This window comes from Tenacibaculum piscium, assembly GCF_021390755.1.
GTDB lineage: Bacteria > Bacteroidota > Bacteroidia > Flavobacteriales > Flavobacteriaceae > Polaribacter > Polaribacter piscius.
The window spans coordinates 248,024-272,161 of record NZ_JAJGWR010000003.1 but is presented as its reverse complement, the minus strand read 5'-3'; the positions used below and the strand labels follow the sequence as shown (position 1 = coordinate 272,161).

The 24,138-nt window shown below is 32.8% G+C and carries 21 protein-coding genes and 5 tRNA genes; 23 read left to right on the top strand and 3 right to left on the bottom strand.

The window, feature by feature from the left end; translation table 11 throughout:
* Positions 1-9 precede the first annotated feature (9 nt).
* Complete coding sequence (locus L0U72_RS07480) at positions 10-768, top strand: phosphoribosyltransferase family protein (RefSeq protein ID WP_233898786.1); 759 nt, start codon at positions 10-12, stop codon at positions 766-768.
* A gap of 98 nt (positions 769-866) precedes the next feature.
* Here L0U72_RS07480 and L0U72_RS07475 read toward each other — a convergent pair whose 3' ends face one another.
* From L0U72_RS07475 to uvrA, 3 genes are all read right to left on the bottom strand, one after another.
* On the bottom strand, positions 867-3,329 hold the full coding sequence (locus tag L0U72_RS07475) for an alpha-ketoacid dehydrogenase subunit alpha/beta (protein ID WP_233898785.1): 2,463 nt from the start codon (positions 3,327-3,329) through the stop codon (positions 867-869).
* Between the two features lie 309 nt (positions 3,330-3,638).
* Positions 3,639-4,349: an LOG family protein gene (locus L0U72_RS07470; protein ID WP_101916720.1), complete on the bottom strand. Its 711-nt coding sequence runs from the start codon at positions 4,347-4,349 to the stop codon at positions 3,639-3,641.
* 100 nt (positions 4,350-4,449) lie between these two features.
* On the bottom strand, positions 4,450-7,332 hold the full coding sequence (gene uvrA / locus L0U72_RS07465; protein WP_394801454.1) for an excinuclease ABC subunit UvrA: 2,883 nt from the start codon (positions 7,330-7,332) through the stop codon (positions 4,450-4,452).
* A 104-nt stretch (positions 7,333-7,436) separates the two neighbouring features.
* Here uvrA and L0U72_RS07460 point away from each other — a divergent pair, with 104 nt between their 5' ends.
* The 22 genes from L0U72_RS07460 to rpoB all read left to right on the top strand — a co-directional run bounded on the left by L0U72_RS07460 (position 7,437) and on the right by rpoB (position 24,037).
* Positions 7,437-7,664, top strand: coding sequence for a PspC family transcriptional regulator (locus L0U72_RS07460; RefSeq protein ID WP_101916719.1), 228 nt, complete (start codon positions 7,437-7,439; stop codon positions 7,662-7,664).
* Positions 7,665-7,717: 53 nt separating this feature from the next.
* On the top strand, positions 7,718-8,713 hold the full coding sequence (locus tag L0U72_RS07455) for a potassium channel family protein (RefSeq protein ID WP_101916718.1): 996 nt from the start codon (positions 7,718-7,720) through the stop codon (positions 8,711-8,713).
* Between the two features lie 131 nt (positions 8,714-8,844).
* Positions 8,845-9,774, top strand: a complete 930-nt coding sequence (locus L0U72_RS07450; RefSeq protein ID WP_233898783.1) for an SDR family oxidoreductase — start codon at positions 8,845-8,847, stop codon at positions 9,772-9,774.
* Between the two features lie 85 nt (positions 9,775-9,859).
* Complete coding sequence (locus L0U72_RS07445; RefSeq protein WP_233897370.1) at positions 9,860-11,440, top strand: alanine/glycine:cation symporter family protein; 1,581 nt, start codon at positions 9,860-9,862, stop codon at positions 11,438-11,440.
* Between the two features lie 60 nt (positions 11,441-11,500).
* Positions 11,501-12,247 (top strand): helix-hairpin-helix domain-containing protein, encoded by a 747-nt coding sequence (locus L0U72_RS07440; RefSeq protein ID WP_233861363.1) that lies wholly within the window; start codon positions 11,501-11,503, stop codon positions 12,245-12,247.
* A gap of 48 nt (positions 12,248-12,295) precedes the next feature.
* The gene (locus L0U72_RS07435) at positions 12,296-13,462 is read left to right on the top strand and encodes an acyl-CoA dehydrogenase family protein (protein ID WP_233898782.1); all 1,167 of its coding nucleotides are present in this window, start codon (positions 12,296-12,298) and stop codon (positions 13,460-13,462) included.
* A 123-nt stretch (positions 13,463-13,585) separates the two neighbouring features.
* A complete protein-coding gene (rpsU, locus tag L0U72_RS07430; RefSeq protein WP_028888499.1) occupies positions 13,586-13,783 on the top strand; it encodes a 30S ribosomal protein S21 in 198 nt (65 codons plus the stop codon).
* 94 nt (positions 13,784-13,877) lie between these two features.
* Complete coding sequence (locus L0U72_RS07425) at positions 13,878-14,765, top strand: tyrosine-type recombinase/integrase (RefSeq protein ID WP_233898781.1); 888 nt, start codon at positions 13,878-13,880, stop codon at positions 14,763-14,765.
* 13 nt (positions 14,766-14,778) lie between these two features.
* Positions 14,779-15,087: a ribosome hibernation-promoting factor, HPF/YfiA family gene (gene hpf / locus L0U72_RS07420; protein ID WP_101916712.1), complete on the top strand. Its 309-nt coding sequence runs from the start codon at positions 14,779-14,781 to the stop codon at positions 15,085-15,087.
* A 111-nt stretch (positions 15,088-15,198) separates the two neighbouring features.
* Positions 15,199-15,272 (top strand) — tRNA-Thr (locus L0U72_RS07415).
* Between the two features lie 37 nt (positions 15,273-15,309).
* Positions 15,310-15,392, top strand: a tRNA-Tyr gene (locus tag L0U72_RS07410).
* A 71-nt stretch (positions 15,393-15,463) separates the two neighbouring features.
* Positions 15,464-15,536, top strand: a tRNA-Gly gene (locus L0U72_RS07405).
* 14 nt (positions 15,537-15,550) lie between these two features.
* Positions 15,551-15,623 (top strand) — tRNA-Thr (locus L0U72_RS07400).
* Between the two features lie 69 nt (positions 15,624-15,692).
* Positions 15,693-16,880 (top strand): elongation factor Tu, encoded by a 1,188-nt coding sequence (gene tuf / locus L0U72_RS07395; protein WP_233898780.1) that lies wholly within the window; start codon positions 15,693-15,695, stop codon positions 16,878-16,880.
* 67 nt (positions 16,881-16,947) lie between these two features.
* Positions 16,948-17,019, top strand: a tRNA-Trp gene (locus L0U72_RS07390).
* Between the two features lie 54 nt (positions 17,020-17,073).
* The gene (secE, locus tag L0U72_RS07385) at positions 17,074-17,265 is read left to right on the top strand and encodes a preprotein translocase subunit SecE (RefSeq protein ID WP_101916710.1); all 192 of its coding nucleotides are present in this window, start codon (positions 17,074-17,076) and stop codon (positions 17,263-17,265) included.
* Positions 17,265-17,816 carry a transcription termination/antitermination protein NusG gene (gene nusG, locus L0U72_RS07380; RefSeq protein ID WP_101916709.1) on the top strand — a complete coding sequence of 184 codons (552 nt, stop codon included), beginning with the start codon at positions 17,265-17,267 and terminating at the stop codon, positions 17,814-17,816. Before secE ends, nusG begins: the two co-directional genes overlap by 1 nt.
* A gap of 66 nt (positions 17,817-17,882) precedes the next feature.
* Positions 17,883-18,320 carry a 50S ribosomal protein L11 gene (gene rplK, locus L0U72_RS07375; RefSeq protein ID WP_233897373.1) on the top strand — a complete coding sequence of 146 codons (438 nt, stop codon included), beginning with the start codon at positions 17,883-17,885 and terminating at the stop codon, positions 18,318-18,320.
* A 19-nt stretch (positions 18,321-18,339) separates the two neighbouring features.
* Positions 18,340-19,032, top strand: a complete 693-nt coding sequence (rplA, locus tag L0U72_RS07370; RefSeq protein WP_233898779.1) for a 50S ribosomal protein L1 — start codon at positions 18,340-18,342, stop codon at positions 19,030-19,032.
* 18 nt (positions 19,033-19,050) lie between these two features.
* Positions 19,051-19,566: a 50S ribosomal protein L10 gene (gene rplJ / locus L0U72_RS07365; protein WP_233898778.1), complete on the top strand. Its 516-nt coding sequence runs from the start codon at positions 19,051-19,053 to the stop codon at positions 19,564-19,566.
* Between the two features lie 46 nt (positions 19,567-19,612).
* Positions 19,613-19,984, top strand: coding sequence for a 50S ribosomal protein L7/L12 (gene rplL / locus L0U72_RS07360; RefSeq protein WP_233883611.1), 372 nt, complete (start codon positions 19,613-19,615; stop codon positions 19,982-19,984).
* Between the two features lie 240 nt (positions 19,985-20,224).
* Positions 20,225-24,037 (top strand): DNA-directed RNA polymerase subunit beta, encoded by a 3,813-nt coding sequence (gene rpoB / locus L0U72_RS07355; RefSeq protein WP_233883608.1) that lies wholly within the window; start codon positions 20,225-20,227, stop codon positions 24,035-24,037.
* The last annotated feature ends 101 nt before the right edge of the window (positions 24,038-24,138 follow it).

Genomic DNA, 24,138 nt, shown 5'->3' with positions numbered 1-24,138 from the left:
AAATAAGTTATGAAATACGAAATAAAGAAATTTAATGACGGACAAGTAACTTCTAAAATTATTGAAAAAGGAAATTTACATGTTAAAATAAGGGGAAATAGTTATGAGGATTTATTTCGTATTGCATCGATAAAAGAAGCTTGGGATGCTGAGAATATCTTACATAAAACTGCTACTGCTATTTTAACTATTTATTGTTTGATAGGGCAACGATCTGATAGACGATTTAATGAAAAAGAATCTTTTGATTTAAAAGTAATTGCTAATTTTATAAATTCAATGGGTTTTGATAAAGTGGAGATTTTGCATCCGCACAGTTCAATAAGTTTAGCGTTGATTGATAATTCAATAGAAATAAAAAGTTATGAGTTTGTAAAAAAAGTATATAATGTTATTGGAAATCCAATATTGATAAGTCCAGATGCAGGAGCCTACAAAACAACACACGAAATAGCAGAAAAATTAGAAGCAGATTTAATTCCATCAAATAAAGTACGAATAGCAGGAGTACCAAAAATAACAATTCAAGGAGATGTTAAAAATAAAGAATGTTTAATTGTGGATGATTTAGCTGATGGCGGAAGAACTTTTAATTTTTTGGCCAAAGAATTGAAAAATCAAGGAGCAACCAAAGTATTTTTATACGTAACACACGGACAGTTTAATTATGGTTTTGATGAGTTAAAAGAAAATATCAATCATATTTATTGTACCAATAGTTATAAAGATATTTCTGATGATTTTGTAACGCAGTTTAAAGTGGTTTAAATAATTTATACATTATAAAAAACCTCATTAATTTTAAATTAATGAGGTTTAGGTTTTATCCAATAAAAGCTAAAAAAGCGTTTACAAAAATTGAAAATTTAGTATAAATCTTTAAATTTTGTAGGATTAGCTTCATTCATAATAGCATATATTTTTTCAAAAATATCTTCAGCTGATGGTTTTGAAAAATAATCGCCATCGGTACCGTAAGCAGGTCTGTGAGCTTTTGCAGTTAAAGTTTGTGGTTTACTATCTAAATATTTATATCCGTCTTGATTTTCAATAATTTCTTGTAATAAATACGCTGATGCTCCACCAGGAAGGTCTTCATCAACTACTAATAAACGATTTGTTTTTATGATTGATTTTACGGTGTCGTGATTGATATCAAAAGGAAGTAAACTTTGTGCATCAATAATTTCGATATCAATACCAACTTGCGCTAATTCTTTGGATGCTTCCTCGACAATTCGCAAGGTAGAACCATAAGAAATTACCGTAATATCGGTTCCTTTTTTGATGGTTTCCACCACACCTATTGGTGTTTTAAATTCTCCTAAATTGACGGGTAGTTCTTCTTTTAATCGGTATCCGTTTAAACATTCGATAACTAAAGCAGGATCATCTCCTTCTAACAAGGTATTGTAAAATCCTGAAGCTTGGGTCATATTTCTAGGAACTAACACGTGAATTCCACGAATATTATTAATAATTCCGCCCATTGGTGAACCAGAATGCCAAATTCCTTCTAAACGATGTCCTCTAGTTCGGATAATTAACGGTGCTTTTTGCTTTCCAAAAGTACGATAACGAAGTGTTGCTAAATCGTCACTCATAATTTGTAAAGCATATAATAAATAGTCTAAATATTGAATTTCTGCAATTGGACGTAAACCACGCATTGCCATTCCAATACCTTGTCCGATGATGGTCGCTTCTCGAATTCCTGTATCGGACACTCTTAATTCGCCATATTTTTCTTGCAAACCTTCCAATCCTTGATTTACATCACCAATATATCCTGCATCTTCCCCAAAAATTAAAGTTTCAGGATATTTCTTAAGAATTGCATCAAAATTATCACGCATAATAATACGTGCATCTACTAAATTTTTTTCAGGAGCATAGGTTGGTGCAATGGCTTTGTTATTTTCGATAGCACTTGTTGTTTCGCTTAGTAAGTGCGAAGAAAATTTATCAGCACCTGCTTTAATTGAAGTGATAATAAAATTTTGAAGTGCTTTTTTTTCTTCAAAATTTTCATCTTTCAGATATCGCAAACTTTTACGAGTTGCTATTAGCACGTCTTTTCTAAGCGGTTCAATAATTTTTGCTAAATCGTTTTTATATTTGGTGATAAACGAGCTATTATTACTTTTTTCGGCTACTTTTTCTAATAAATGAATTGCCGTAGCAACTTCCGATTTTATTTCATTTGTGTATGCGCTCCAAGCATTTCTTTTGGCGAGGCTAACTTCTTTTTTAGCTTCTTTTTCAATCGTTATTAATTCTTCTTCGGATGCTACAAGTTTTAAAACAGTGTTATTTTGGTCATTTTCATTTTTGGATTCAAAATTTAAAATCCATTTTCTCATTTGTGAAATACAGTCAAACTCTTGTTCCCACTGTAATCTTTCTGTTGATTTGTAGCGTTCATGTGAGCCAGAGGTGGAATGTCCTTGTGGTTGTGTTAATTCTTTTACGTGTATTAATACAGGAGTATGTTGTTCTCTCGCAATTTTTGATGCCTTTTTATAAACTTCTATTAATTGGGTATAATCCCATCCGTTTACTACAAAAATTTCATATCCGTTGGTATTTTTTTCTTTTTGAAATCCTTTTAAAATTTCAGAAATACTTTCTTTAGTTGTTTGATGTTTTGCGTGTACCGAAATTCCGTATTCATCATCCCAAACACTCATCACCATTGGCACTTGTAGAACGCCTCCAGCATTGATTGTTTCAAAAAATAATCCTTCGGAAGTACTTGCATTTCCGATAGTTCCCCAAGCAACTTCGTTTCCTTGGTTTGAAAAATCAGTAAAATTTTCCAATCCTTTTACATTTCGATAAATTTTAGATGCTTGTGCGAGTCCTAATAATCGGGGCATTTGTCCTGCTGTTGGTGAAATATCAGCAGACGAATTTTTTTGAGCAGTTAAATTTTTCCAGTTTCCGTTTTCATCTAAGGAATGTGTTGTAAAGTGTCCGCCCATTTGCCTACCTGCCGACATAGGTTCGAGTTGAATATCGGTATGTCCGTATAATCCTGCAAAAAATTGTAGTGGTGTTAATGCATCAATTGCCATCATAAAGGTTTGATCTCGGTAATATCCCGATCTAAAATCACCATTTTTAAACGCCTTTGCCATTGCCAATTGTGGTACTTCTTTACCATCTCCAAAAATCCCAAATTTTGCTTTTCCTGTGAGTACTTCTCTACGTCCTAACAAGCTACATTCTCTACTGATGCGTGCTATTTTATAATCCCGTAAAACTTCTTTTTTAAAATCTTCAAAAGAAAGTTGTTGCGTATCAGCTACTTTGGTATTTGGGGTCATAATTATTTAATTTTGGTATGCTTACAAAGATAGTTTTTTTAGTTGATATTTAAAAATCACTACTTTTATTGAGTAATATTAAATAAATATCATTAAAAGTATTTTTTATTGCAGTATTCGCAATAAATATTGCTTAATAAATTTTATTTTATAGCATCGTTTTTTTTCTGATAGGTTATAAAAAAATTATCAGATGAAAAATAAAAAAATAAGAGTAGTAATTACAGTAAACATAAAATGACAAGGTTTTTTATCTCCTTGTCATTTTATGTTTTTATATTTTTAAGTTTGTTCTAAATTTATTTTTTTTTAGAAATTTGGTTTTAGTTGATGTTTGGCATAGAATTTATTTAAATGATCTACGGCTTGTTCAGCAGTATCTACGATTCTAAATAAATTCAAGTCTTTTTCGTTGATATTTCCTTCTTCTAAGAGGGTGTTTTTAATCCAATCTAGCAATCCTCCCCAAAACTTTGTACCAACTAAAATAATTGGAAAACGTCCAATTTTATGGGTTTGAATTAAGGTAATTGCTTCAAATAATTCGTCCATAGTTCCAAAACCTCCAGGCATTACAACAAAACCTTGTGAGTATTTGACGAACATTACTTTACGGACAAAAAAGTAATCAAAATCTAAGCTTTTCCCTTGGTCAATCCAAGGATTATCGTGTTGTTCGAAAGGTAAATCGATGTTTAATCCTACGGAAACTCCTTTTCCTCGATGTGCTCCTTTATTTCCTGCTTCCATAATTCCAGGACCTCCGCCAGTAATTACTCCAAAGCCGTTTAATGTCAATTGATAACCAATTTCTTCGGCTAATTGGTAATATTTGCTATCGGGTTTTGTTCGTGCTGAACCAAAAATAGATACCGAAGGACCTATTTTACTTAATTTTTCATAGCCATCTACAAATTCAGCCATGATTTTAAAAATTGCCCAAGAGTCGTTTGTTTTTATTTCATTCCAAGTTTTTGGTTGTAATTTTTCTTTTATTTTTCTATCATCATTCGGGTTCATATTCTTATTTTTTTATAGATTATTTCTTCTTTTAGAGAATTAATTTGATACTTGCTTACGTAGAATTTTTGTGGTTAAAATTACTTTTTTAGCAAGCTTACTAAGATAGTTCTTTTTTCAAAAACTTCGCTGTATAACTTGTTTTATGTTTGGCAACTTTTTCAGGAGTTCCTGTTACTAGGACTTCGCCACCATTTTTTCCACCTTCCATACCGATATCAATAATAGTATCAGCAAGTTTGATAACATCCATATTATGTTCGATAATTAACACGGTATTTCCTTTATCGGCAAGTTTATTTAGTACGGTCATTAACACTCGAATATCTTCAAAATGTAAGCCAGTAGTAGGTTCATCTAAAATATAAAAAGTATTTCCTGTAGCTCTTTTTGATAATTCGGAAGCTAATTTAATACGTTGTGCTTCTCCTCCAGAAAGCGTGGTAGATTGCTGTCCTAGAGTGATATATCCTAATCCGACATCTTTAATGGTTTGTAATTTTCGATGTATTTTAGGAATTGCTTCAAAAAAATCGGTTGCTTGGTCGATAGTCATATTTAAAATATCTGAAATTGATTTTCCTTTATAGCGAATCTCTAGAGTTTCTCTGTTGAAGCGTTTTCCTTGACAGGTTTCACATTCGACTTGAACATCGGGTAGGAAATTCATTTCAATAACTCGAACACCGCCTCCTTTACAGGTTTCACAACGGCCGCCTTTTACGTTAAAACTAAAACGTCCAGCTTTGTAACCTCTGATTAATGCTTCTGGAGTTTTGGCAAATAAACTTCTGATTTCGCCAAAAGTCCCTGTATAAGTTGCTGGATTAGAACGTGGTGTTCTACCAATTGGCGATTGGTCAATAGCAATTACTTTATCAATATAATCTAATCCTTCAATTTTTTGATAAGGCATTGGTTTTTTAACGCCTCGATAAATATGTGCATTTAAAATCGGATATAAAGTTTCATTAATTAAGGTTGATTTTCCACTTCCAGAAACGCCTGTAACACAAATCATTTGTCCTAATGGAAATTTTACGGTAACATTTTTTAGGTTATTTCCTGATGCTCCCGAAAGTTTGATGAAATTTCCATTTCCTTTTCTGCGTTCTTTTGGTACGGAAATTTCTTTTTTCCCAGTTAGATAATCAGCCGTTAACGTGGGGTGTTTTTTTAGTTCTTCAAAAGTTCCTTGGCTTACAATTTCACCTCCGTGGATTCCTGCTCCTGCACCGATATCTAGTACAAAATCGGCTTGTTCAATCATATCTTTATCGTGTTCAACGACTAAAACAGAATTTCCAATATCTCGAAGTTTTATCAATGATTTTATTAATTTTTCATTATCACGTTGATGTAAACCGATGCTAGGTTCATCTAAAATATACAAAACACCCACGAGTTGCGAACCAATTTGAGTTGCCAATCGAATTCGTTGTGCTTCTCCGCCTGATAATGATTTTGAGGTTCTATCTAAAGTTAAATAATCCAAGCCAACATCTAATAGAAACTGTATTCTTGTACGAATTTCTTTGAGTATTTCAGAAGCAATTAATAGTTGTTTTTCTGATAAATCATTTTCAACATTTTCAAACCAATTGGCTAATTCAGTGATGTCCATTTGTGTTAAATCACTGATATTTTTATCGATGATTTTAAAATGTAAGGCTTCTTTTTTGAGTCTTTTTCCATGACAAACCGAGCAAGTAACTTCATCCATAAAATCTTTTGCCCAGCGTTTTATGGTCGTACTTTCGGCATTTTTATATTGATTTTCGATAAAAGCAATAATTCCTTCAAAATCAATTTCATAATTTCTAGTTACGCCAAGTTCTTTCGAATTTATTTCAAAAGATTCATTGCCTCCGTGCAAGATAATTTCCATTGCCGTTGCTGGAATTTTAGCTATTGGATCGGTTAATTTAAAATGATGTCTGTCGGCAATTGTTTGAAGTTGTTTAAAAATCCAACTATTTTTTTGAGTTCCTAACGGGATAATTCCACCATTTTTGATAGAAATACTATCATCAGGAATTAATTTTTTTATATTGATTTCATCAGTAATTCCAAGTCCGTTACAACAAGCACAAGCTCCTCGTGGTGAATTAAAAGAAAATGTATTTGGTTCAGGGTTTGGATATGAAATTCCTGTGGTCGGACACATTAATTCACGACTGAAATAACGAGGTTTTTCATCAGAAATTCCATCAGAGTTTGCATCAACATCAATAACCATTAAAATATTATTTCCTGTATATAAGGCTGTTTTAATAGTTTCTTCTAAGCGTTTTTCTGATTTTTCATTGACAATTAAACGATCGATAACCACTTCAATATCGTGGGTTTTATAGCGATCAAGTTTCATACCTTTTTCAATTTCTTTGATGTCGCCATCAACTCGAACTCTTACAAAACCTTGCTTCGAAATTTGTTCGAAAAGCTCCCGATAATGCCCTTTTCTAGCGTTTACTAAAGGCGCAAGAACGGCGATACGTTTTTCCTTGAAATCTTTTAAAATTAATTCTTTTATTTGCTGGTCAGCATAGCTAACCATTTTTTGGTTCGTATTATATGAATACGCATCTGAAGCTCTAGCGAATAATAATCGCAAAAAATCATAAATTTCGGTAATCGTTCCTACTGTTGAACGTGGACTTTTATTTGTCGTCTTCTGTTCGATAGCAATAACGGGCGATAAACCATCAATTTTATCGACATCAGGGCGTTCTAATCCGCCTAAAAACTGTCGAGCATACGCCGAAAAAGTTTCAATATATCGGCGTTGCCCTTCGGCGTAAATAGTGTCAAAAGCTAACGAAGATTTCCCACTACCGCTTAATCCTGTAATTACGACTAATTTTTCACGAGGAATTTTAACATCAATGTTTTTTAAATTATGAACTCTTGCACCGTAAACTTCTATGTAATTTTTTGCTTTCAAATTGAGTTTTTTTACCAAAAGCAAAGTTACAGAAACCATCTTTATTTTAAAGATGATGTATTACATAAATGCGTGTAAATTGGTATCTTGCCATTAAATAACAATAGAATTACATCAAAATAGAAAAAATAAAAATAATTAACATGAAATTTATTCATACGGTGCGTCATTTTTTTGAACGTCATGGTTTTGCAGTATCTTCCCGATTAGCCGATAAATTAGGAATGCGGGCAACTAATGTGCGTTTGTTTTTTATTTATATTTCCTTTGTAACGGTTGGTTTATCGTTTGGAATATATTTAACACTCGCTTTTTTATTACGATTAAAAGACATGATTTATACTAAAAGAACCTCTGTTTTTGATTTGTGAAATTTAGAAATTCTTCAAAAATTCTTCAATAAAAAAACATCAATCTATAAAAAATGTTACTTCAATCAAGATTATATAAAGCAATTTTATTTTCAATATTAATTTTATCCATAGGCGTTCTAGGATATATATTCCTGTTTAATTACACTCTTATTGATGCCTTATATATGACCATTATTACCATTACTACTATTGGTTTTGGGGAGGTTCATCCATTTGGAACTGCAGAGAAAATATTTACAATTGGCTTAATATTATCCAGTTTATTTACCTTTGGATATGCGGTGTCATTATTTTCAGAACATTTATTGAGCGGTCATTTCTTTGATCAACTAAAAATAAAAAAAGTGCAAAAAAAAATTAAAAAGCTAAAAGGACATACCATCGTTTGTGGATACGGAAGAAACGGAAAACAAGCAATTTCTAAATTAAAAAGCTACAATCAAGAAGTGGTCGTTATCGAAAAAATAGAAGAAGTTGTTAAAAAATTAGATAAAAATGGTTTGTTAAACATCGAAGGAGATGCCACAATCGATGAAACTTTACTCAAAGCAGGAATCTTACAAGCTTCCAATTTAATAACCGTTTTATCTTCAGATGCCGATAATTTATTTGTCGTATTAACAGCGCGTCAATTAAATAAAAATTGCAAAATAATTAGTAGAGCTTCCAAAGAAACGTCGTATAGTAAACTTAAAATCGCAGGGGCGGACAACGTAATAATGCCCGATAAATTAGGTGGTGCGCACATGGCTTCTTTAGTGGTTACGCCCGATGTTATTGAATTTGTCGATAGATTAACCATTGAAGCCGATACGACTACAAATTTGAAAGAAATCGCTATTGATAGTTTGCCGAAAGAGTATTTAAATAGAACTATTTTAGACTTGGATTTACGAAAAAAAACAGGCTGTAGTGTAGTTGGGTATCGTACTGAAAATAAGGAATATATAATAAATCCTGATGCAACTTTGGAATTAAAAGCAGGTGGAAATTTAATCGTTTTAGGACGTCCTGAACAAGTGCTTAAATTACGAGAGTTATTTTAAGAAAATACATCAAATTCTCGATATAATTTTAATTTATTTTTAGTGATTAAAATCACTTGAATTGACAAATAATTGACAAAGAATTGAAAAAAAAAATAACATAAAAAATCAAAATAATTGTTGAAATATAAATGAAAAATGTACTTATTACAGGAAGTAACGGGTTGCTAGGACAAACTTTAGTCAATTTATTAGTAGCAGAAAATCATCAAAATAAGCATCAGAATAAAATAAATAATAAATACAATGTAATCGGGTTCTCTCGAGGTGAAAATAGAAGCGGACGTACCGATTTTACATATATTTCTATTGATATTACTGATAAAAAAAATCTTCTTCAAGAATTAAAAAAACACCAACCAGACGTTATTATTAACACCGCCGCAATGACAAATGTCGATGCTTGTGAAAATAATAAAACCGCCTGCGATGCCTTAAATATTGATGCTGTTAAAAATTTAATAGCATTTTCAGAAGAAAATAAAACACATTTAATTCATCTATCTACGGATTTTATTTTTGATGGAAAAAAAGGTTTTTACAAAGAAACTGATGTGCCAAATCCGTTAAATTATTATGGAAAATCAAAACTAAAAGCAGAAGAAATCTTAACAAAATCAACCATAAAGTATACCATTCTTAGAACGATTTTGGTCTATGGAAAAGTGTTCGATATGTCACGAAGTAATATCGTTCTTTGGGTTAAAAAATCATTAGAAGAAAATAAGAAAATTACTATTGTAAATGACCAATATCGCATGCCAACCTATGTTGAAGACTTAGCACTAGCCTGCAAATTAGCGATGGATAATGACATTACAGGAATTTTTAATATTTCATCAAATACTTTGTTGAGTATTTATGAAATCGCTCAACAAATCGCTACAGTTTTTAATTTAGATAAACAGTTAATTGCACCAATTTCAACTAAAGAATTGGGACAGAAAGCAATGCGACCGCCGAAAACAGGGTTTGATCTAACGAATACGAAATCAGTTTTAAAATTTATTCCAAAATCATTTGAAGAAAATTTACAAATATTTAAGGAAAAACTAATATAAAAAACACATTTATCCCTTAAAACTTGCCAAAAATTCATTTTTTTAAGATATTAGCCAATACAAATATTAAAATAACAAATTAATTATGGATAAAAAACTTCTAACGCTATTAATGTTGATAGCACCAATGTTCTCATTTGCACAAGAAAAAGGTTTAGCTGAAAAGATAAATGAAGGGTTTAAGCCAGTTGCAGATGCTTGGGGTAGTTTCGTTTTTTATCCGATTAAAATAGGTGGAGATGTAGAAGTTCCGTTAGTTATTATTATGCTTTTGGCTTCTGGATTAATATTTACAGTTTTATTTAAATTCGTAAATATTCGATTGTTTCCAACTTCTATTAATATTGTTCGTGGAAAATATGATGAAATTGATCACGTAACCATGGATGTTATGGAAGGCGATCCAACGCCAGGTGGCGACGCTATTGAAACCATTAGAGTAGAAGGTGCTGATGGGGAAGTTTCTCATTTTCAGGCATTAACAGCCGCACTTTCAGGAACGGTTGGTTTAGGAAATATTGCAGGAGTTGCCGTTGCATTATCTCTAGGAGGTCCTGGAGCGACCTTGTGGATGATTGTTGCAGGATTAATAGGGATGTCTTCAAAATTTGTAGAATGTACGTTAGGAGTAAAATATAGAGATGTAGGTGAAGATGGAACTATTTACGGTGGACCAATGTACTATTTAAGAAAAGGTCTAGCCGATGTTGGTAAAACAACATTAGGTAAAGTATTAGCAGCTCTTTTTGCAATTATGGTTGTTGGTGGTTCTTTAGGAGGTGGAAATATGTTTCAGGCAAATCAGGCAGCACAACAATTTGGTAGCATGATCGGTTCGAATGATTTATCAACAGCCTTAACTTTTGGTATTGTAATGTCAATATTAGTTGGTATCGTAATTATCGGAGGAATAAAAAGAATTGGAAATATTACAGAGAAAATAGTGCCTTTTATGGTAGGAATTTACGTTTTAGCAGCTGTTGTTATTTTAGTAGCTAATTTTTCTCAAATCGGTGGAGCATTTGTTCAAATTTGGGACGGAGCTTTTAATACAAAAGGTATTTCAGGAGGTATTTTAGGAGTCTTAATTATAGGATTTCAAAGAGCCGCATTTTCAAATGAAGCAGGAGTTGGTTCGGCAGCAATTGCACATTCAGCAGTACGAACAAAATATCCAGCATCGGAAGGTTTGGTAGCGTTATTAGAGCCTTTTATCGATACCGTAGTGGTTTGTACTATGACCGCTTTGGTTATTATTATAACCAATAGTAATGGCGATATTATGACCTATGGAACAAAATCTCCAGATGGTGTTTTGGCAACCTCAAAAGCATTTGCTTCGGTATTGCCTTGGTTTCCTTATATCTTAACAATGGCGGTCGTGTTATTCGCTTTTTCAACGATGTTATCTTGGTCTTACTACGGTTTACAAGGTTGGATGTTTTTATTCGGACGCTCAAAAGCAGCCGATTATGCCTATAAAATATTATTTTGCTTATTCGTAATTATTGGTTCAGCAGCAAGTTTAGGAGCAGTTACCGATTTTTCTGATGCCATGATTTTTGCAATGGCAGTGCCAAATGTTATTGGTTTATTTTTCTTATATCCGAAGGTAAAAGAAGAATTAACAAAATATTTAAGTGCTATTAAAGCTAAAAATTTATAGAAAGTTTGCAAATAACTTACAAATAATTTATAAAGAATTTTTATATTAAAAATAATAAAAATGAAACTATTTAAATCCCATTTCTGGTATGATAAACGCCAAAGAAATGGGGTTTTCTTTTTGATAATTCTTCTGATACTTCTACAAAGTATCTATTTTTTTGTTGATTTTTCCTCGGCTTTCTCTTCGGATATAACAGCTACAAAATCAACAGAGATACGTAGTTTTCAACAACAAATCGATAGCTTAAAAAGAATCGCTTTAGCAACTAAAAAACCAAAAATATATCCGTTTAATCCAAACTTTATTACCGATTATAAAGGATATCAACTCGGAATGACACCCGAAGAAATTGATAAATTACATCAGTATAGAAAACAACGAAAATTTGTAAACTCATCTAAAGAATTTCAACAAATAACCAATATTTCCGATAGCTTATTACATAAAATTTCCCCCTATTTTAAATTCCCTGATTGGGTCGTAAAACGACATAAATCACAAGCGAAAAAAAATATAAATTCTCTTTCTTCTTCTTCTAATTTTTCTGAAAATAATTCTTCATCAGAAAATATATCAGGAAAAGAAACAGCAAACATTCAAAAAAAAATAATAAAAATCAATATAAATACCGCTTCATTTAAAGAAATATTGAAAATTCCGCATATCAACTACGAACTTTGTAAAAAAATTCTTGAATACAGAGAGGAAGTTGCTGAACTTCAAAATATATCAGAAATAAAAAACATAGCTGGTTTTCCTGCCGATAAATATGATAGAATAGCTTTATATTTGAAGGCAGAATAAGAAAGCAAAGAAAACAAAAAAGTAAATAGTATAAAAGAATATATAATTATGAATAGTATGTACTTTACAGAAGAACATATTTCTTTTCGTGAAAGCTTTAAAGAATTTTTACAAAAAGAAGTAGTTCCGCACATAAATAAATGGGAAAAAGAAGGCACAATTGAACGATTTATTTGGACGAAATTTGGCGAAATGGGCTATTTTGGAATAAATCAACCAGAAGAAGATGGCGGTTTAGGATTAGACCTTTTTTATACCGTAATATTTTTAGAAGAATTACAAAAAATAAATTCAGGTGGATTCGCTGCCGCAATGTGGGCACACGCGTATTTAGCAATGACGCACTTAAATAAAGAAGGAGATGCCCGTATCAAAAAAGCATATTTAACGCCAAGTATCAACGGAGAAAAAATAGGTTGCCTTTGTATTTCTGAACCTTTTGGAGGAAGTGACGTAGCAGGAATGCGAACCAATGCTGTAAAAAAAGACGATACTTATGTAATTAATGGTTCCAAAACATTTATTACAAACGGTGTCTATTCTGATTATTTGGTAGTTGCCGCCAAAACAAATCTTGAAGAAAAACACAAAGGAATGAGTATTTTTATAGTTGATAGAAATATACAAGGAATTACAGCAACTAAACTCGATAAACTAGGTTGGCGTGCTTCCGATACCGCAGAAATTGCATTCGATAATGTCGTAATTCCTGCTGAAAATTTAATGGGAGAAGAAGGAAAAGGATTCCCGTATATCATGCAACATTTTGCTTTAGAACGTTTAATTATGGCAATTAATGCGCATGCAAGAGCCGAATATGCAGTCGATTATGTATTGAAATATATGAGCGAAAGAGAAGCGTTTGGTAAAACATTAGACCAGTTTCAAGCATTGCGTCACAAAGTAGCTGAAATGGCATCAAAAGTTGATATGTGTAGAGAATATAATTATTCAATCACTAAAAGACTCGATGATGGTGCGTATGTTGTGAAAGAAGCAAGTATGAGTAAAATGCTATCAACAAAAATAGCAGATGAAGTTATTTATGATGCCTTACAATTATTAGGTGGTTACGGATATATGGAGGAATATCCATTAGCACGTTTGTTGCGTGATAGTCGTTTAGGACCTATTGGTGGCGGAACTTCAGAGATTTTAAAAGAAATTATCGCTAAAATGATTATCGATAAAAAAGAATATAAACCCGTAAGTTAATAATAGCATTTTAAATTAAATCAAAAATAACTTTAAATTAATTGTTAATTAAAATAAGACTCAGTACATTTGCAGTCCTAAAAATAAAAATTTAGAGACTACAATGAAGGGAGGTGCTAATATATGTTAATTATTCCAATTAAAGAGGGAGAGAATATCGATAGAGCGTTAAAACGTTACAAGCGAAAGTTTAGAGATGTAAAAATCTTAAGACAACTACGTGATAAAAAACAGTTCAATAAACCGTCTGTTGTGAAACGTGCTCAAATGAAGAAAGCGTCTTACGTTCAAGGATTAAGAACGAAAGAAGAAGTAAGCTAGAAATAACTTACTATTCAAAAATACTAAACCTGTGTTGATTCATTTCAATACAGGTTTTTTTGTATCTTTATTTTTTAAAAAAACAACATAATTAATGCTGGTAACTGCTTTCTTTAACTACTTAGAATACGAAAAAAAATACTCGAAAAATACCATCAAAGCGTATCATGTAGATATTATTGCGTTTAGAGATTTTTGTGTTACCGAATTTAATCAAGAGGAATTAAATGAAGTTCATTACAATCAAATAAGAACCTGGATCGTACAACTTGTTAATCAAGAAATTTCAAATAGAAGTATCAATAGAAAAATAAGCTCCCTAAAAACTTTTTATACTTTCTTACAAAAGATAGCAGAAATTGAAACAAATCCTTTAGCAAAACACAAAGCTTTAAAAGTTCAAAAAAAAATACAAACGCCTTTTGATACTAATGAAATAGAAGCTGTTATTACTCTTTTAAATAATGCTGATGATTTTGAAGCAGTTAGAAATAAATTAATCGTAGAATTACTCTATTCAACAGGAATGAGAAGAATAGAATTAATTAATATCAACGAAAAAGATATTGATTTTAGTAAAAAAGCTATAAAAGTACTCGGGAAAAGAAATAAAGAACGCTATGTAATGCTTTTACCATCAGTAATTAAGACATTATATCTTTATTTAGATGTAAAAAAAGAATATCAATTAGAAGGTGTTGATGCTCTTTTGATAACAAAAAAAGGACGTAAAGTTTACGAAACTCTTGTGTATCGAATAATAAATATGTACTTTAGTAGGGTCTCAACAAAAGCAAAAAAAAGCCCACATATATTAAGGCACGCTTTTGCTACGGATTTATTAAATAACGGTGCGTCGTTAAATTCGGTTAAAGAATTACTAGGACATTCAAGTTTAGCCTCCACTCAAGTATATACGCATAATAGCTTGGAGCAGATAAAAAAAGTGTATAACAAGGCGCATCCTAGAGCCCCAAAATAAACATTCGAAAATTATGAAAGTATTCACACAGTCAGTAAACTTTACAGCAGATAAAAGTTTGATCGATTACGTAGAAAAGAAAATAGCAGGTTTAGAGAAGTTTCATGATAAAATAGTTGATGCAGAAGTGTTTTTAAAAGTGCAAAATACAAGCGAGAAAGAAAATAAAATTACTGAAATAAAAATAAATATACCTGGAAGCGAAATTGTAGTTAAAAAACAAAATAAAACCTTCGAAGAAGGCGTAAACATTGCGATAGACTCTTTAAAAAGAAGTTTGAAAAAAGCAAAAGAGAAGCAAAGAAGTTCGTTAGTTGAATAAAAATTGAATAAAAAATTAAAAATTTATTCAAAAAAGTTTTAAAATACAAAAATTACTTTATACATTTGCAATCCGTTAGAAATAGCGGATTGTTTTATTGGCAATTAAAAAGCCGATGTAGCTCAGCTGGCTAGAGCAGCTGATTTGTAATCAGCAGGTCGTGGGTTCGAGTCCCTCCATCGGCTCAATAAAATAAAAGTTCATTAATTTATCAAATACCAAGGGGAGATACCAAAGCGGCCAACTGGGACGGACTGTAACTCCGTTGTCTTACGACTTCGCAGGTTCGAATCCTGCTCTCCCCACTTTTTTAAAACTGATTAATCAATGCATTAAGCTTCAATTTTTGATTGTTGACCAAAGGTTTTAAAAATATGCGAAAGTAGCTCAGTTGGTAGAGCGTCAGCCTTCCAAGCTGAATGTCGCCAGTTCGAACCTGGTCTTTCGCTCTAAAATTATCCACGCCGGTGTAGCTCAGTTGGTAGAGCGCATCCTTGGTAGGGATGAGGTCATCGGTTCAAATCCGATCATTGGCTCTTTTTTAGGGTTTTTTTAAAATTAAAGTAACACTAAATATATTTAACTAAGAATTAAAATTAATAATCATGGCAAAAGAAACTTACGATCGTTCGAAGCCCCACTTAAACGTTGGTACTATTGGTCACGTAGATCACGGTAAAACTACATTAACTGCTGCTATCACAAAAGTATTAGCTGATGCAGGATTCTCTGAAGCTAGAGATTTTGATCAAATCGATAACGCACCAGAAGAAAAAGAAAGAGGTATTACAATTAACTCTTCTCACGTTGAATATGCAACTCAAAACCGTCATTACGCTCACGTAGACTGTCCAGGTCACGCGGATTACGTAAAGAACATGGTAACTGGTGCTGCTCAAATGGATGGAGCTATTTTAGTAGTAGCTGCAACTGATGGTCCTATGCCACAAACACGTGAGCACATTTTATTAGGTCGTCAAGTAGGTATTCCTCGTATGGTTGTTTTCTTGAATAAAGTTGACATGGTTGATGATGAGGAGTTACTTGAGTTAGTAGAAATGGAAGTAAGAGAATTATTATCTTTCTATGAGTACGATGGAGATAATGGTCCTGTAGTTTCAGGTTCAGCTTTAGGAGCTTTAAATGGTGAAGAGAAATGGGTTAATACTGTTTTAGAATTAATGGCTGCTGTTGATGCTTGGATTGAAGAGCCTTTAAGAGAAACTGAAAAGCCTTTCTTAATGCCTATTGAAGATGTATTCTCTATTACTGGTCGTGGTACTGTTGCAACTGGTCGTATTGAAACAGGAATCATCAATTCTGGTGAATCTGTAGATATTATTGGTATGGGTACTGAGAAGTTAACTTCTACAGTTACTGGTATTGAAATGTTCCGTCAAATCTTAGATAGAGGTGAGGCTGGAGATAATGCAGGTATCTTATTAAGAGGTATTGCTAAAGAAGATATTAAAAGAGGAATGGTAATCTGTAAGCCAGGTTCTGTAACTCCACACGCTAAGTTTAAGGCTGAAGTGTATGTATTGAAAAAAGAAGAAGGTGGACGTCACACTCCATTCCATAATAACTATCGCCCTCAGTTTTACGTACGTACTACTGATGTAACAGGAAACATTTTCTTACCTGAAGGTGTAGAAATGGTTATGCCTGGTGATAACTTAACTATTACAGTTGAATTAATCCAACCAATTGCATTAAACTTAGGTTTACAGTTTGCTATCCGTGAAGGTGGTAGAACAGTAGGTGCAGGTCAGGTTACTGAAATTTTAGACTAATTTATTAGTTTATACTATAAAAAAAAGAAGTCTCTTAAATGAGAGACTTCTTTTTAAAATAAAAAATACGGACGTAGTTCAGCGGTAGAGCACTGGTCTCCAAAACCAGCTGTCGGGAGTTCGAATCTCTCCGTCCGTGCATAACCAAAGCGAGTTACGATGATGAATTGTAACTCGCTAAAAGGATAATAAAATGAATAACTTTATAGAGTACATCAAAGGTTCTTTTGAGGAATTAAATACAAACATGACTTGGGCATCTCGTGAAGAAGCTCAAAAGTCTACTGTAATTGTTGCGGCATTTACAATTGTTTTTGCTTTAGTAGTAGCGGGAGTAGATAAGGTTTTTCAAACAGGATTAGATAATTTCTTTAAAATGTTTTAATGATGACTGACTCAGTAATGAAGTGGTATGTGGTAAGAGCTGTTGGTGGTCAAGAGAATAAGGTTAAAGCTTATATTGAGACGGAAATCGCTCGCTTTGGATTATCTGACTTCGTAAGTAAAGTAATCGTTCCTACAGAAAAAGTTATTCAAGTAAGAAACGGAAAAAAAGTTAATCGAGAGAGAGTTTACTTTCCTGGTTATGTAATGGTAGAAGCTAATTTAGCTGGTGAAGTACCTCACGTAATAAAATCAGTAACAGGTGTTATTGGTTTTTTAGGTGAAACAAAAGGTGGTGAACCTGTACCAATGCGTAAATCAGAAGTAAATAGAATGTTAGGTAAAGTTGATGAACTTTCTGTTAAAGATGAAAATATCGCAATTCCTTTTAATGCTGGTGAAACAGTAAAAGTAATTGACGGTCCTTTTAATGGATTCGACGGTACTGTTGAAAAAGTTAATGAGGAAAAACGCAAGTTAGAAGTAATGGTTAAAATTTTCGGAAGAAAAACTCCATTAGAACTAAACTATATGCAAGTAGAAAAAATATAATCGTTACACCTATATTTTGATGTGTTTAAAGCTTCCATTTTAAACATGTCGTTTAAATCTTAAACAATGGCAAAAGAAATAAGTAAATTAGTTAAACTACAAGTTAGGGGAGGTGCTGCGAATCCGTCGCCACCAGTTGGACCCGCTTTAGGTGCTGCCGGTGTTAATATCATGGAGTTCTGTAAGCAATTTAATGCGCGTACACAGGACAAACAAGGTAAAGTTTTACCTGTTGTGATTACTGTTTATAAAGACAAATCTTTCGAGTTTGTTGTAAAAACACCACCAGCTGCAGTACAATTGTTAGAAGCGGCCAAAATTAAGAAAGGTTCGGGAGAACCAAATAGAAAAAAAGTAGCAAGTGTTTCTTGGGATCAAATTCGAGGAATTGCAGAAGACAAAATGGTAGATATGAATGCCTTTGAAGTTGAATCTGCAATGAAAATGATAGCTGGAACTGCTCGTTCTATGGGATTAACCGTAACAGGTAATGCACCTGCTTAAACTTTAAAATACATTAGAAATGGCAATTACTAGAAAGCAAAAAGAAGCTCGTTCTAAGGTAGATAGCTCTAAAGTTTACAGCTTAAAAGATGCATCAGCCTTGGTTAAAGAAATTACAACTGTAAAATTTGACGCATCAGTTGATTTAGCAGTTCGCTTAGGAGTAGATCCTCGTAAAGCAAATCAAATGGTACGTGGTGTTGTAACATTACCTCACGGAACAGGAAAAGACGTAAAAGTATTAGCGTTAGTTACTCCAGATAAAGAAGCAGAAGCTATTGCAGCTGGTGCAGATTATGTTGGATTAGATGAATACCTTCAGAAAATTAAAGGTGGTTGGACTGATGTTGATGTGATTATAACTATGCCTAGTGTTATGGGTAAGTTAGGTCCTTTAGGTCGTGTTTTAGGACCAAGAGGTTTGATGCCTAACCCAAAAACAGGTACGGTAACTATGAACGTTGCAAAAGCAGTACAAGAAGTAAAAGCTGGTAAAATTGACTTTAAAGTTGATAAAACTGGTATTGTACATGCTGCTATCGGAAAAGTATCTTTTGATGCTCAGAAGATTCAAGAAAACGCAAATGAGTTATTACAAACGTTAATTAAATTAAAGCCAACAGCGGCTAAAGGAGATTATATAAAGAGTATTTTTATGTCATCAACTATGAGTCCTAGTGTTGCTGTAGATGAAAAATCTATATCATTATAGGCACTTAAACTTTTAATTATGACAAGAGAAGACAAATTACAAGTAATACAAGATTTAACAGCAAGATTAGCAGATACAAGTACCATCTATTTAGCAGATATTTCTGGATTAGATGCCGTTACTACTTCTAACCTAAGAAGAGCTTGTTTTAAAGCAGACGTAGAATTAGCTGTTGTTAAAAACTCACTGCTTTCTAAAGCAATGGAAGCTTCTGATAAAGATTTCGGAGACTTACCAGATGTTTTAAAAGGAAATACTTCAATGATGATTTCAGAGGTGTCTAACGCCCCTGCAAAAGTTATTAAAGAGTTCAGAAAAAAATCAGACAAGCCTTTATTAAAAGGAGCTTTTGTTGAAGAGTCAGTTTATGTTGGAGATGACCAATTAGATGCTCTTGTTAACATTAAGTCTAAAGAAGAACTTATTGGAGATATTATCTCATTATTACAATCGCCTGCTAAGAATGTTGTTTCAGCATTACAATCAGGAGGTAACAAATTATCTGGTATCTTAAAGACATTATCAGAGAAATAATTACGCGCACTAATAAACTAAATAATAAAATTTAAAAACAATTAAAATGGCAGATTTAAAAGATTTCGCAGAGCAATTAGTTAACTTAACAGTAAAAGAAGTTAATGAATTAGCTGATATTTTAAAAGATGAGTACGGTATTGAGCCAGCAGCAGCAGCAGTAGCAGTAGCAGGTCCAGCAGCAGGAGGTGATGCAGCAGAAGAGAAAACTGAATTTGACGTTATCTTAAAAGCAGCAGGAGCTTCTAAATTAGCAGTTGTGAAATTAGTTAAAGAATTAACTGGTTTAGGCTTAAAAGATGCTAAAGCAATCGTTGATAGTGCACCAGCACCAATCAAAGAAGGAGTAACTAAAGATGAAGCAGAAGGTCTTCAAAAATCTTTAGAAGAAGCAGGAGCTGAAGTAGAGCTTAAGTAAGCTATACTCCCGATTTTATAATACGGGATAAAACAATTAAGGTTTAGGCACTAGAAACACTCGTTTCTAGTCCTAAACCATTTTGTGTATATATTCGTTCTTTATTTTATTACAATTATATAATTGCAATAACACGACTATAAAGAGCTGATTTTAAAATCAGCAAAGCAATTAAAATTGCATTATTGAAACAAGATAGTTTCAAAAAATAATATTTTTAATTTAAAAATAGCATCTCTTTTGGCAACGATAAAAACTACTGAAAGAATTAACTTCGCATCATCGCAATTAGGTACCGATTATCCAGATTTTTTGGATATTCAGGTGAAATCTTTCCAAGATTTTTTCCAATTGCAAACCAAAGCTGATGAGCGAGGTGAAGAAGGTTTGTATAAAACCTTTATGGATAACTTTCCGATTACAGATACCCGTAATCAATTTGTATTAGAATTTTTAGACTACTTTGTAGATCCACCAAGATATAGTATTCAAGAATGTATTGAAAGAGGATTAACACACAGTGTACCTTTAAAAGCAAGATTAAAGCTTTATTGTACAGATCCTGAACATGAAGATTTTGAAACAATTGTTCAAGACGTATATTTAGGTACAATTCCTTACATGACTAATTCTGGAACTTTCATTATTAATGGAGCAGAAAGAGTTGTTGTATCGCAATTACACCGTTCGCCTGGTGTGTTTTTTGGACAATCATTCCACGCAAATGGAACTAAGTTGTATTCAGCAAGAGTAATCCCTTTTAAAGGATCTTGGATAGAATTTGCAACTGATATCAATCAAGTAATGTATGCTTATATTGATAGAAAGAAAAAATTACCAGTAACCACATTATTCAGAGCCATCGGTTTTGAAAGAGATAAAGATATATTAGAAATCTTTGATTTAGCAGAAGAAATTAAAGTTTCTAAAGCTGGATTAAAAAAAGTATTAGGACGTAAACTAGCAGCTAGAGTTTTAAAAACTTGGCATGAAGATTTCGTAGATGAAGATACTGGAGAAGTAGTGTCTATTGAACGTAACGAAATTGTTTTCGATCGTGATACCATCATAGAGAAAGAACATATTGATGAAATAATTGAAGCAGGTGCTAAAACTATCTTATTACATAAGGTAGATAATGACATGGCTGATTATGCCATCATTCACAATACATTACAAAAAGATCCTACGAATTCTGAAAAAGAAGCAGTAGAACATGTCTACAGACAATTACGTAATGCTGAGCCGCCAGATGAGGAGACAGCAAGAGGAATTATTGAAAAATTATTCTTCTCTGAGCAACGTTATAGTTTAGGTGAAGTTGGGCGTTTTAGAATGAACACCAAGTTACAGTTAAATGAGCCGATTGATCAGAAGGTATTAACTAAGAATGACATTATTACCATTATCAAATACTTAATTGAGTTAATTAACTCAAAAGCAGAAGTAGATGATATTGACCATTTATCTAACCGTCGTGTAAGAACTGTTGGTGAACAATTAGCAGGTCAGTTCGGTGTAGGTTTAGCGCGTATGGCGCGTACGATTCGTGAAAGAATGAATGTACGTGATAACGAGGTATTTACTCCTATTGATTTAATTAATGCAAAGACGTTGTCTTCTGTTATTAATTCGTTTTTTGGAACGAACCAGTTGTCTCAATTTATGGATCAAACCAATCCATTAGCTGAGATTACACACAAACGTCGTTTATCAGCACTAGGACCTGGAGGATTATCTAGAGAAAGAGCAGGATTCGAGGTTCGTGATGTTCACTATACACACTACGGACGTTTATGTCCAATTGAAACTCCTGAGGGACCGAATATTGGATTAATTTCATCTTTAGCAGTATTTGCAAAGGTTAATAATTTAGGTTTTATCGAAACTCCTTATAAGAAGGTTATCGAAGGAAATGTAGATGTTAATCAAGAGCATATATATTTAAGTGCTGAAGAGGAAGAAGGAATGAAGTTTGCACAATCTAATTTAGAGGTGAATGCAGCTGGAGATTTTGTTGGAGATAAATTAATTTCAAGAGAAGGAGGTGATTTTCCTGTAGTAACACCTACTGAAATTGATTATATGGATGTTGCTCCTAATCAGATTGCATCTATTTCAGCATCATTAATTCCCTTCTTAGAGCATGATGATGCCAACCGTGCATTAATGGGATCGAACATGATGCGTCAAGCAGTTCCATTATTACGCCCAGAATCACCAATCGTAGGTACAGGATTAGAACGTAGAGTTGCAAAAGATTCTCGTATTTTAATCAATGCCGAAGGTCCTGGAGTTGTTGAGTATGTTGATGCTAATAAAATTAAAATTAAGTATGATAGATCTGATGAAGAACGCTTAGTAAGCTTTGAATCTGATGATATTTCATATAACTTAATTAAGTTTAGGAAAACAAACCAAGGTACAAATATCAACCTAAAACCAATTGTTAAAGTTGGGGATAGAGTGGAAGAAGGTCAAGTACTTTGTGAAGGATATGCAACACAAAAAGGAGAATTAGCTTTAGGAAGAAATATGAAAGTAGCCTTTATGCCTTGGAAAGGGTATAACTTTGAGGATGCGATTGTAATTTCAGAAAAAGTGGTTCGTGAAGATATCTTTACTTCTATACATATTGACGAATATTCATTAGATGTTCGTGATACAAAATTAGGAGCTGAAGAATTAACAAACGATATTCCAAACGTTTCAGAAGAGGCTACGAAAGACTTAGATGAAAATGGAATGATTCGTGTTGGAGCAGAGGTAAATCCTGGTGATATCTTAATTGGTAAAATTACACCAAAAGGAGAATCTGATCCAACACCTGAAGAAAAATTATTAAGAGCTATCTTTGGTGATAAAGCAGGTGATGTAAAAGATGCATCATTAAAAGCTTCTCCATCATTAAGAGGAGTAGTAATTAATAAAAAATTATTCCAACGTGCTGTAAAAGATAAAACAAAACGTGCTCGTGATAAAGAAGCAATTGCAACTTTAGAAGCATCGTATGTTCACAAGTTTGAAGGTTTAAAAGATATTTTAATTGAAAAATTATTCAATTTAATTACTGGAAAAACTTCTCAAGGAGTATTTAATGATTTAGGAGAGGAAGTATTACCAAAAGGTAAAAAATTCACTCAAAAAATGTTAAACTCTGTAGGTGATTTTACACACTTACACGGAACTTGGACTACTGATAAAACTTTAAATAGATTAGTGGTGGAATTAGTTCACAACTATAAAATTAAAGTAAACGATTTACAAGGAGCGTTGCGTCGTGAGAAATTTACGATTTCTGTAGGTGATGAGTTACCAGCAGGAATTTTAAAACTTGCTAAAATTTATGTAGCTAAAAAACGTAAATTAAAAGTAGGGGATAAAATGGCAGGACGTCACGGAAATAAAGGTATTGTTGCTCGTATTGTTAGAGCAGAAGATATGCCTTTCTTAGAGGACGGAACACCTGTTGATATCGTATTAAATCCATTAGGGGTACCATCGCGTATGAACATTGGTCAGATTTATGAAACTGTTCTTGGATGGGCAGGTCAAAAATTAGATCAAAAGTATGCAACACCAATTTTTGATGGAGCAAACATCGACCAGATAAATGCCTTAACCGATCAAGCAGGAATTCCACGTTATGGACATACCTACTTATATGATGGAGGTACTGGAAAACGTTTCGATCAACCAGCAACCGTAGGAATCATTTATATGATTAAACTAGGGCACATGATTGAAGATAAAATGCATGCACGTTCTATTGGACCGTACTCATTAATTACGCAGCAACCTCTTGGAGGTAAAGCGCAATTTGGAGGGCAGCGTTTTGGAGAGATGGAAGTTTGGGCATTAGAAGCATATGGTGCATCAAGTATATTAAGAGAAATCTTAACCGTTAAATCTGATGATGTATTAGGTAGAGCCAAAACTTACGAAGCAATCGTAAAAGGTGAAACGATGCCAGAACCAGGTTTACCAGAATCATTTAATGTATTAATGCACGAACTGAAAGGTTTAGGATTAGATGTTAAATTAGAGGAATAACAAACAGTGAAATATCATTAGGTAATCGTCAACTTTGATGATTGCCTAATGATAAATCATTTTAAATATCCGTCTCATTAGAGGCAAATTTTTAATTCGAA

Bases quoted from the DNA above. Each gene is read 5' to 3' on its own strand.
- tuf (WP_233898780.1), top strand. From the start codon at position 15,693: ATGGCAAAAGAAACTTACGATCGTTCGAAGCCCCACTTAAACGTTGGT.
- uvrA (WP_394801454.1), bottom strand. From the start codon at position 7,332: ATGGTTTCTGTAACTTTGCTTTTGGTAAAAAAACTCAATTTGAAAGCA.
- rpsU (WP_028888499.1), top strand. From the start codon at position 13,586: ATGTTAATTATTCCAATTAAAGAGGGAGAGAATATCGATAGAGCGTTA.
- L0U72_RS07460 (WP_101916719.1), top strand. From the start codon at position 7,437: ATGAAATTTATTCATACGGTGCGTCATTTTTTTGAACGTCATGGTTTT.
- rplA (WP_233898779.1), top strand. From the start codon at position 18,340: ATGGCAATTACTAGAAAGCAAAAAGAAGCTCGTTCTAAGGTAGATAGC.
- secE (WP_101916710.1), top strand. From the start codon at position 17,074: ATGAATAACTTTATAGAGTACATCAAAGGTTCTTTTGAGGAATTAAAT.
- nusG (WP_101916709.1), top strand. From the start codon at position 17,265: ATGATGACTGACTCAGTAATGAAGTGGTATGTGGTAAGAGCTGTTGGT.
- L0U72_RS07455 (WP_101916718.1), top strand. From the start codon at position 7,718: ATGTTACTTCAATCAAGATTATATAAAGCAATTTTATTTTCAATATTA.
- rplK (WP_233897373.1), top strand. From the start codon at position 17,883: ATGGCAAAAGAAATAAGTAAATTAGTTAAACTACAAGTTAGGGGAGGT.
- hpf (WP_101916712.1), top strand. From the start codon at position 14,779: ATGAAAGTATTCACACAGTCAGTAAACTTTACAGCAGATAAAAGTTTG.
- L0U72_RS07425 (WP_233898781.1), top strand. From the start codon at position 13,878: ATGCTGGTAACTGCTTTCTTTAACTACTTAGAATACGAAAAAAAATAC.
- L0U72_RS07445 (WP_233897370.1), top strand. From the start codon at position 9,860: ATGGATAAAAAACTTCTAACGCTATTAATGTTGATAGCACCAATGTTC.
- L0U72_RS07470 (WP_101916720.1), bottom strand. From the start codon at position 4,349: ATGAACCCGAATGATGATAGAAAAATAAAAGAAAAATTACAACCAAAA.
- L0U72_RS07450 (WP_233898783.1), top strand. From the start codon at position 8,845: ATGAAAAATGTACTTATTACAGGAAGTAACGGGTTGCTAGGACAAACT.
- L0U72_RS07435 (WP_233898782.1), top strand. From the start codon at position 12,296: ATGAATAGTATGTACTTTACAGAAGAACATATTTCTTTTCGTGAAAGC.
- rplL (WP_233883611.1), top strand. From the start codon at position 19,613: ATGGCAGATTTAAAAGATTTCGCAGAGCAATTAGTTAACTTAACAGTA.
- L0U72_RS07440 (WP_233861363.1), top strand. From the start codon at position 11,501: ATGAAACTATTTAAATCCCATTTCTGGTATGATAAACGCCAAAGAAAT.
- L0U72_RS07480 (WP_233898786.1), top strand. From the start codon at position 10: ATGAAATACGAAATAAAGAAATTTAATGACGGACAAGTAACTTCTAAA.
- rplJ (WP_233898778.1), top strand. From the start codon at position 19,051: ATGACAAGAGAAGACAAATTACAAGTAATACAAGATTTAACAGCAAGA.
- L0U72_RS07475 (WP_233898785.1), bottom strand. From the start codon at position 3,329: ATGACCCCAAATACCAAAGTAGCTGATACGCAACAACTTTCTTTTGAA.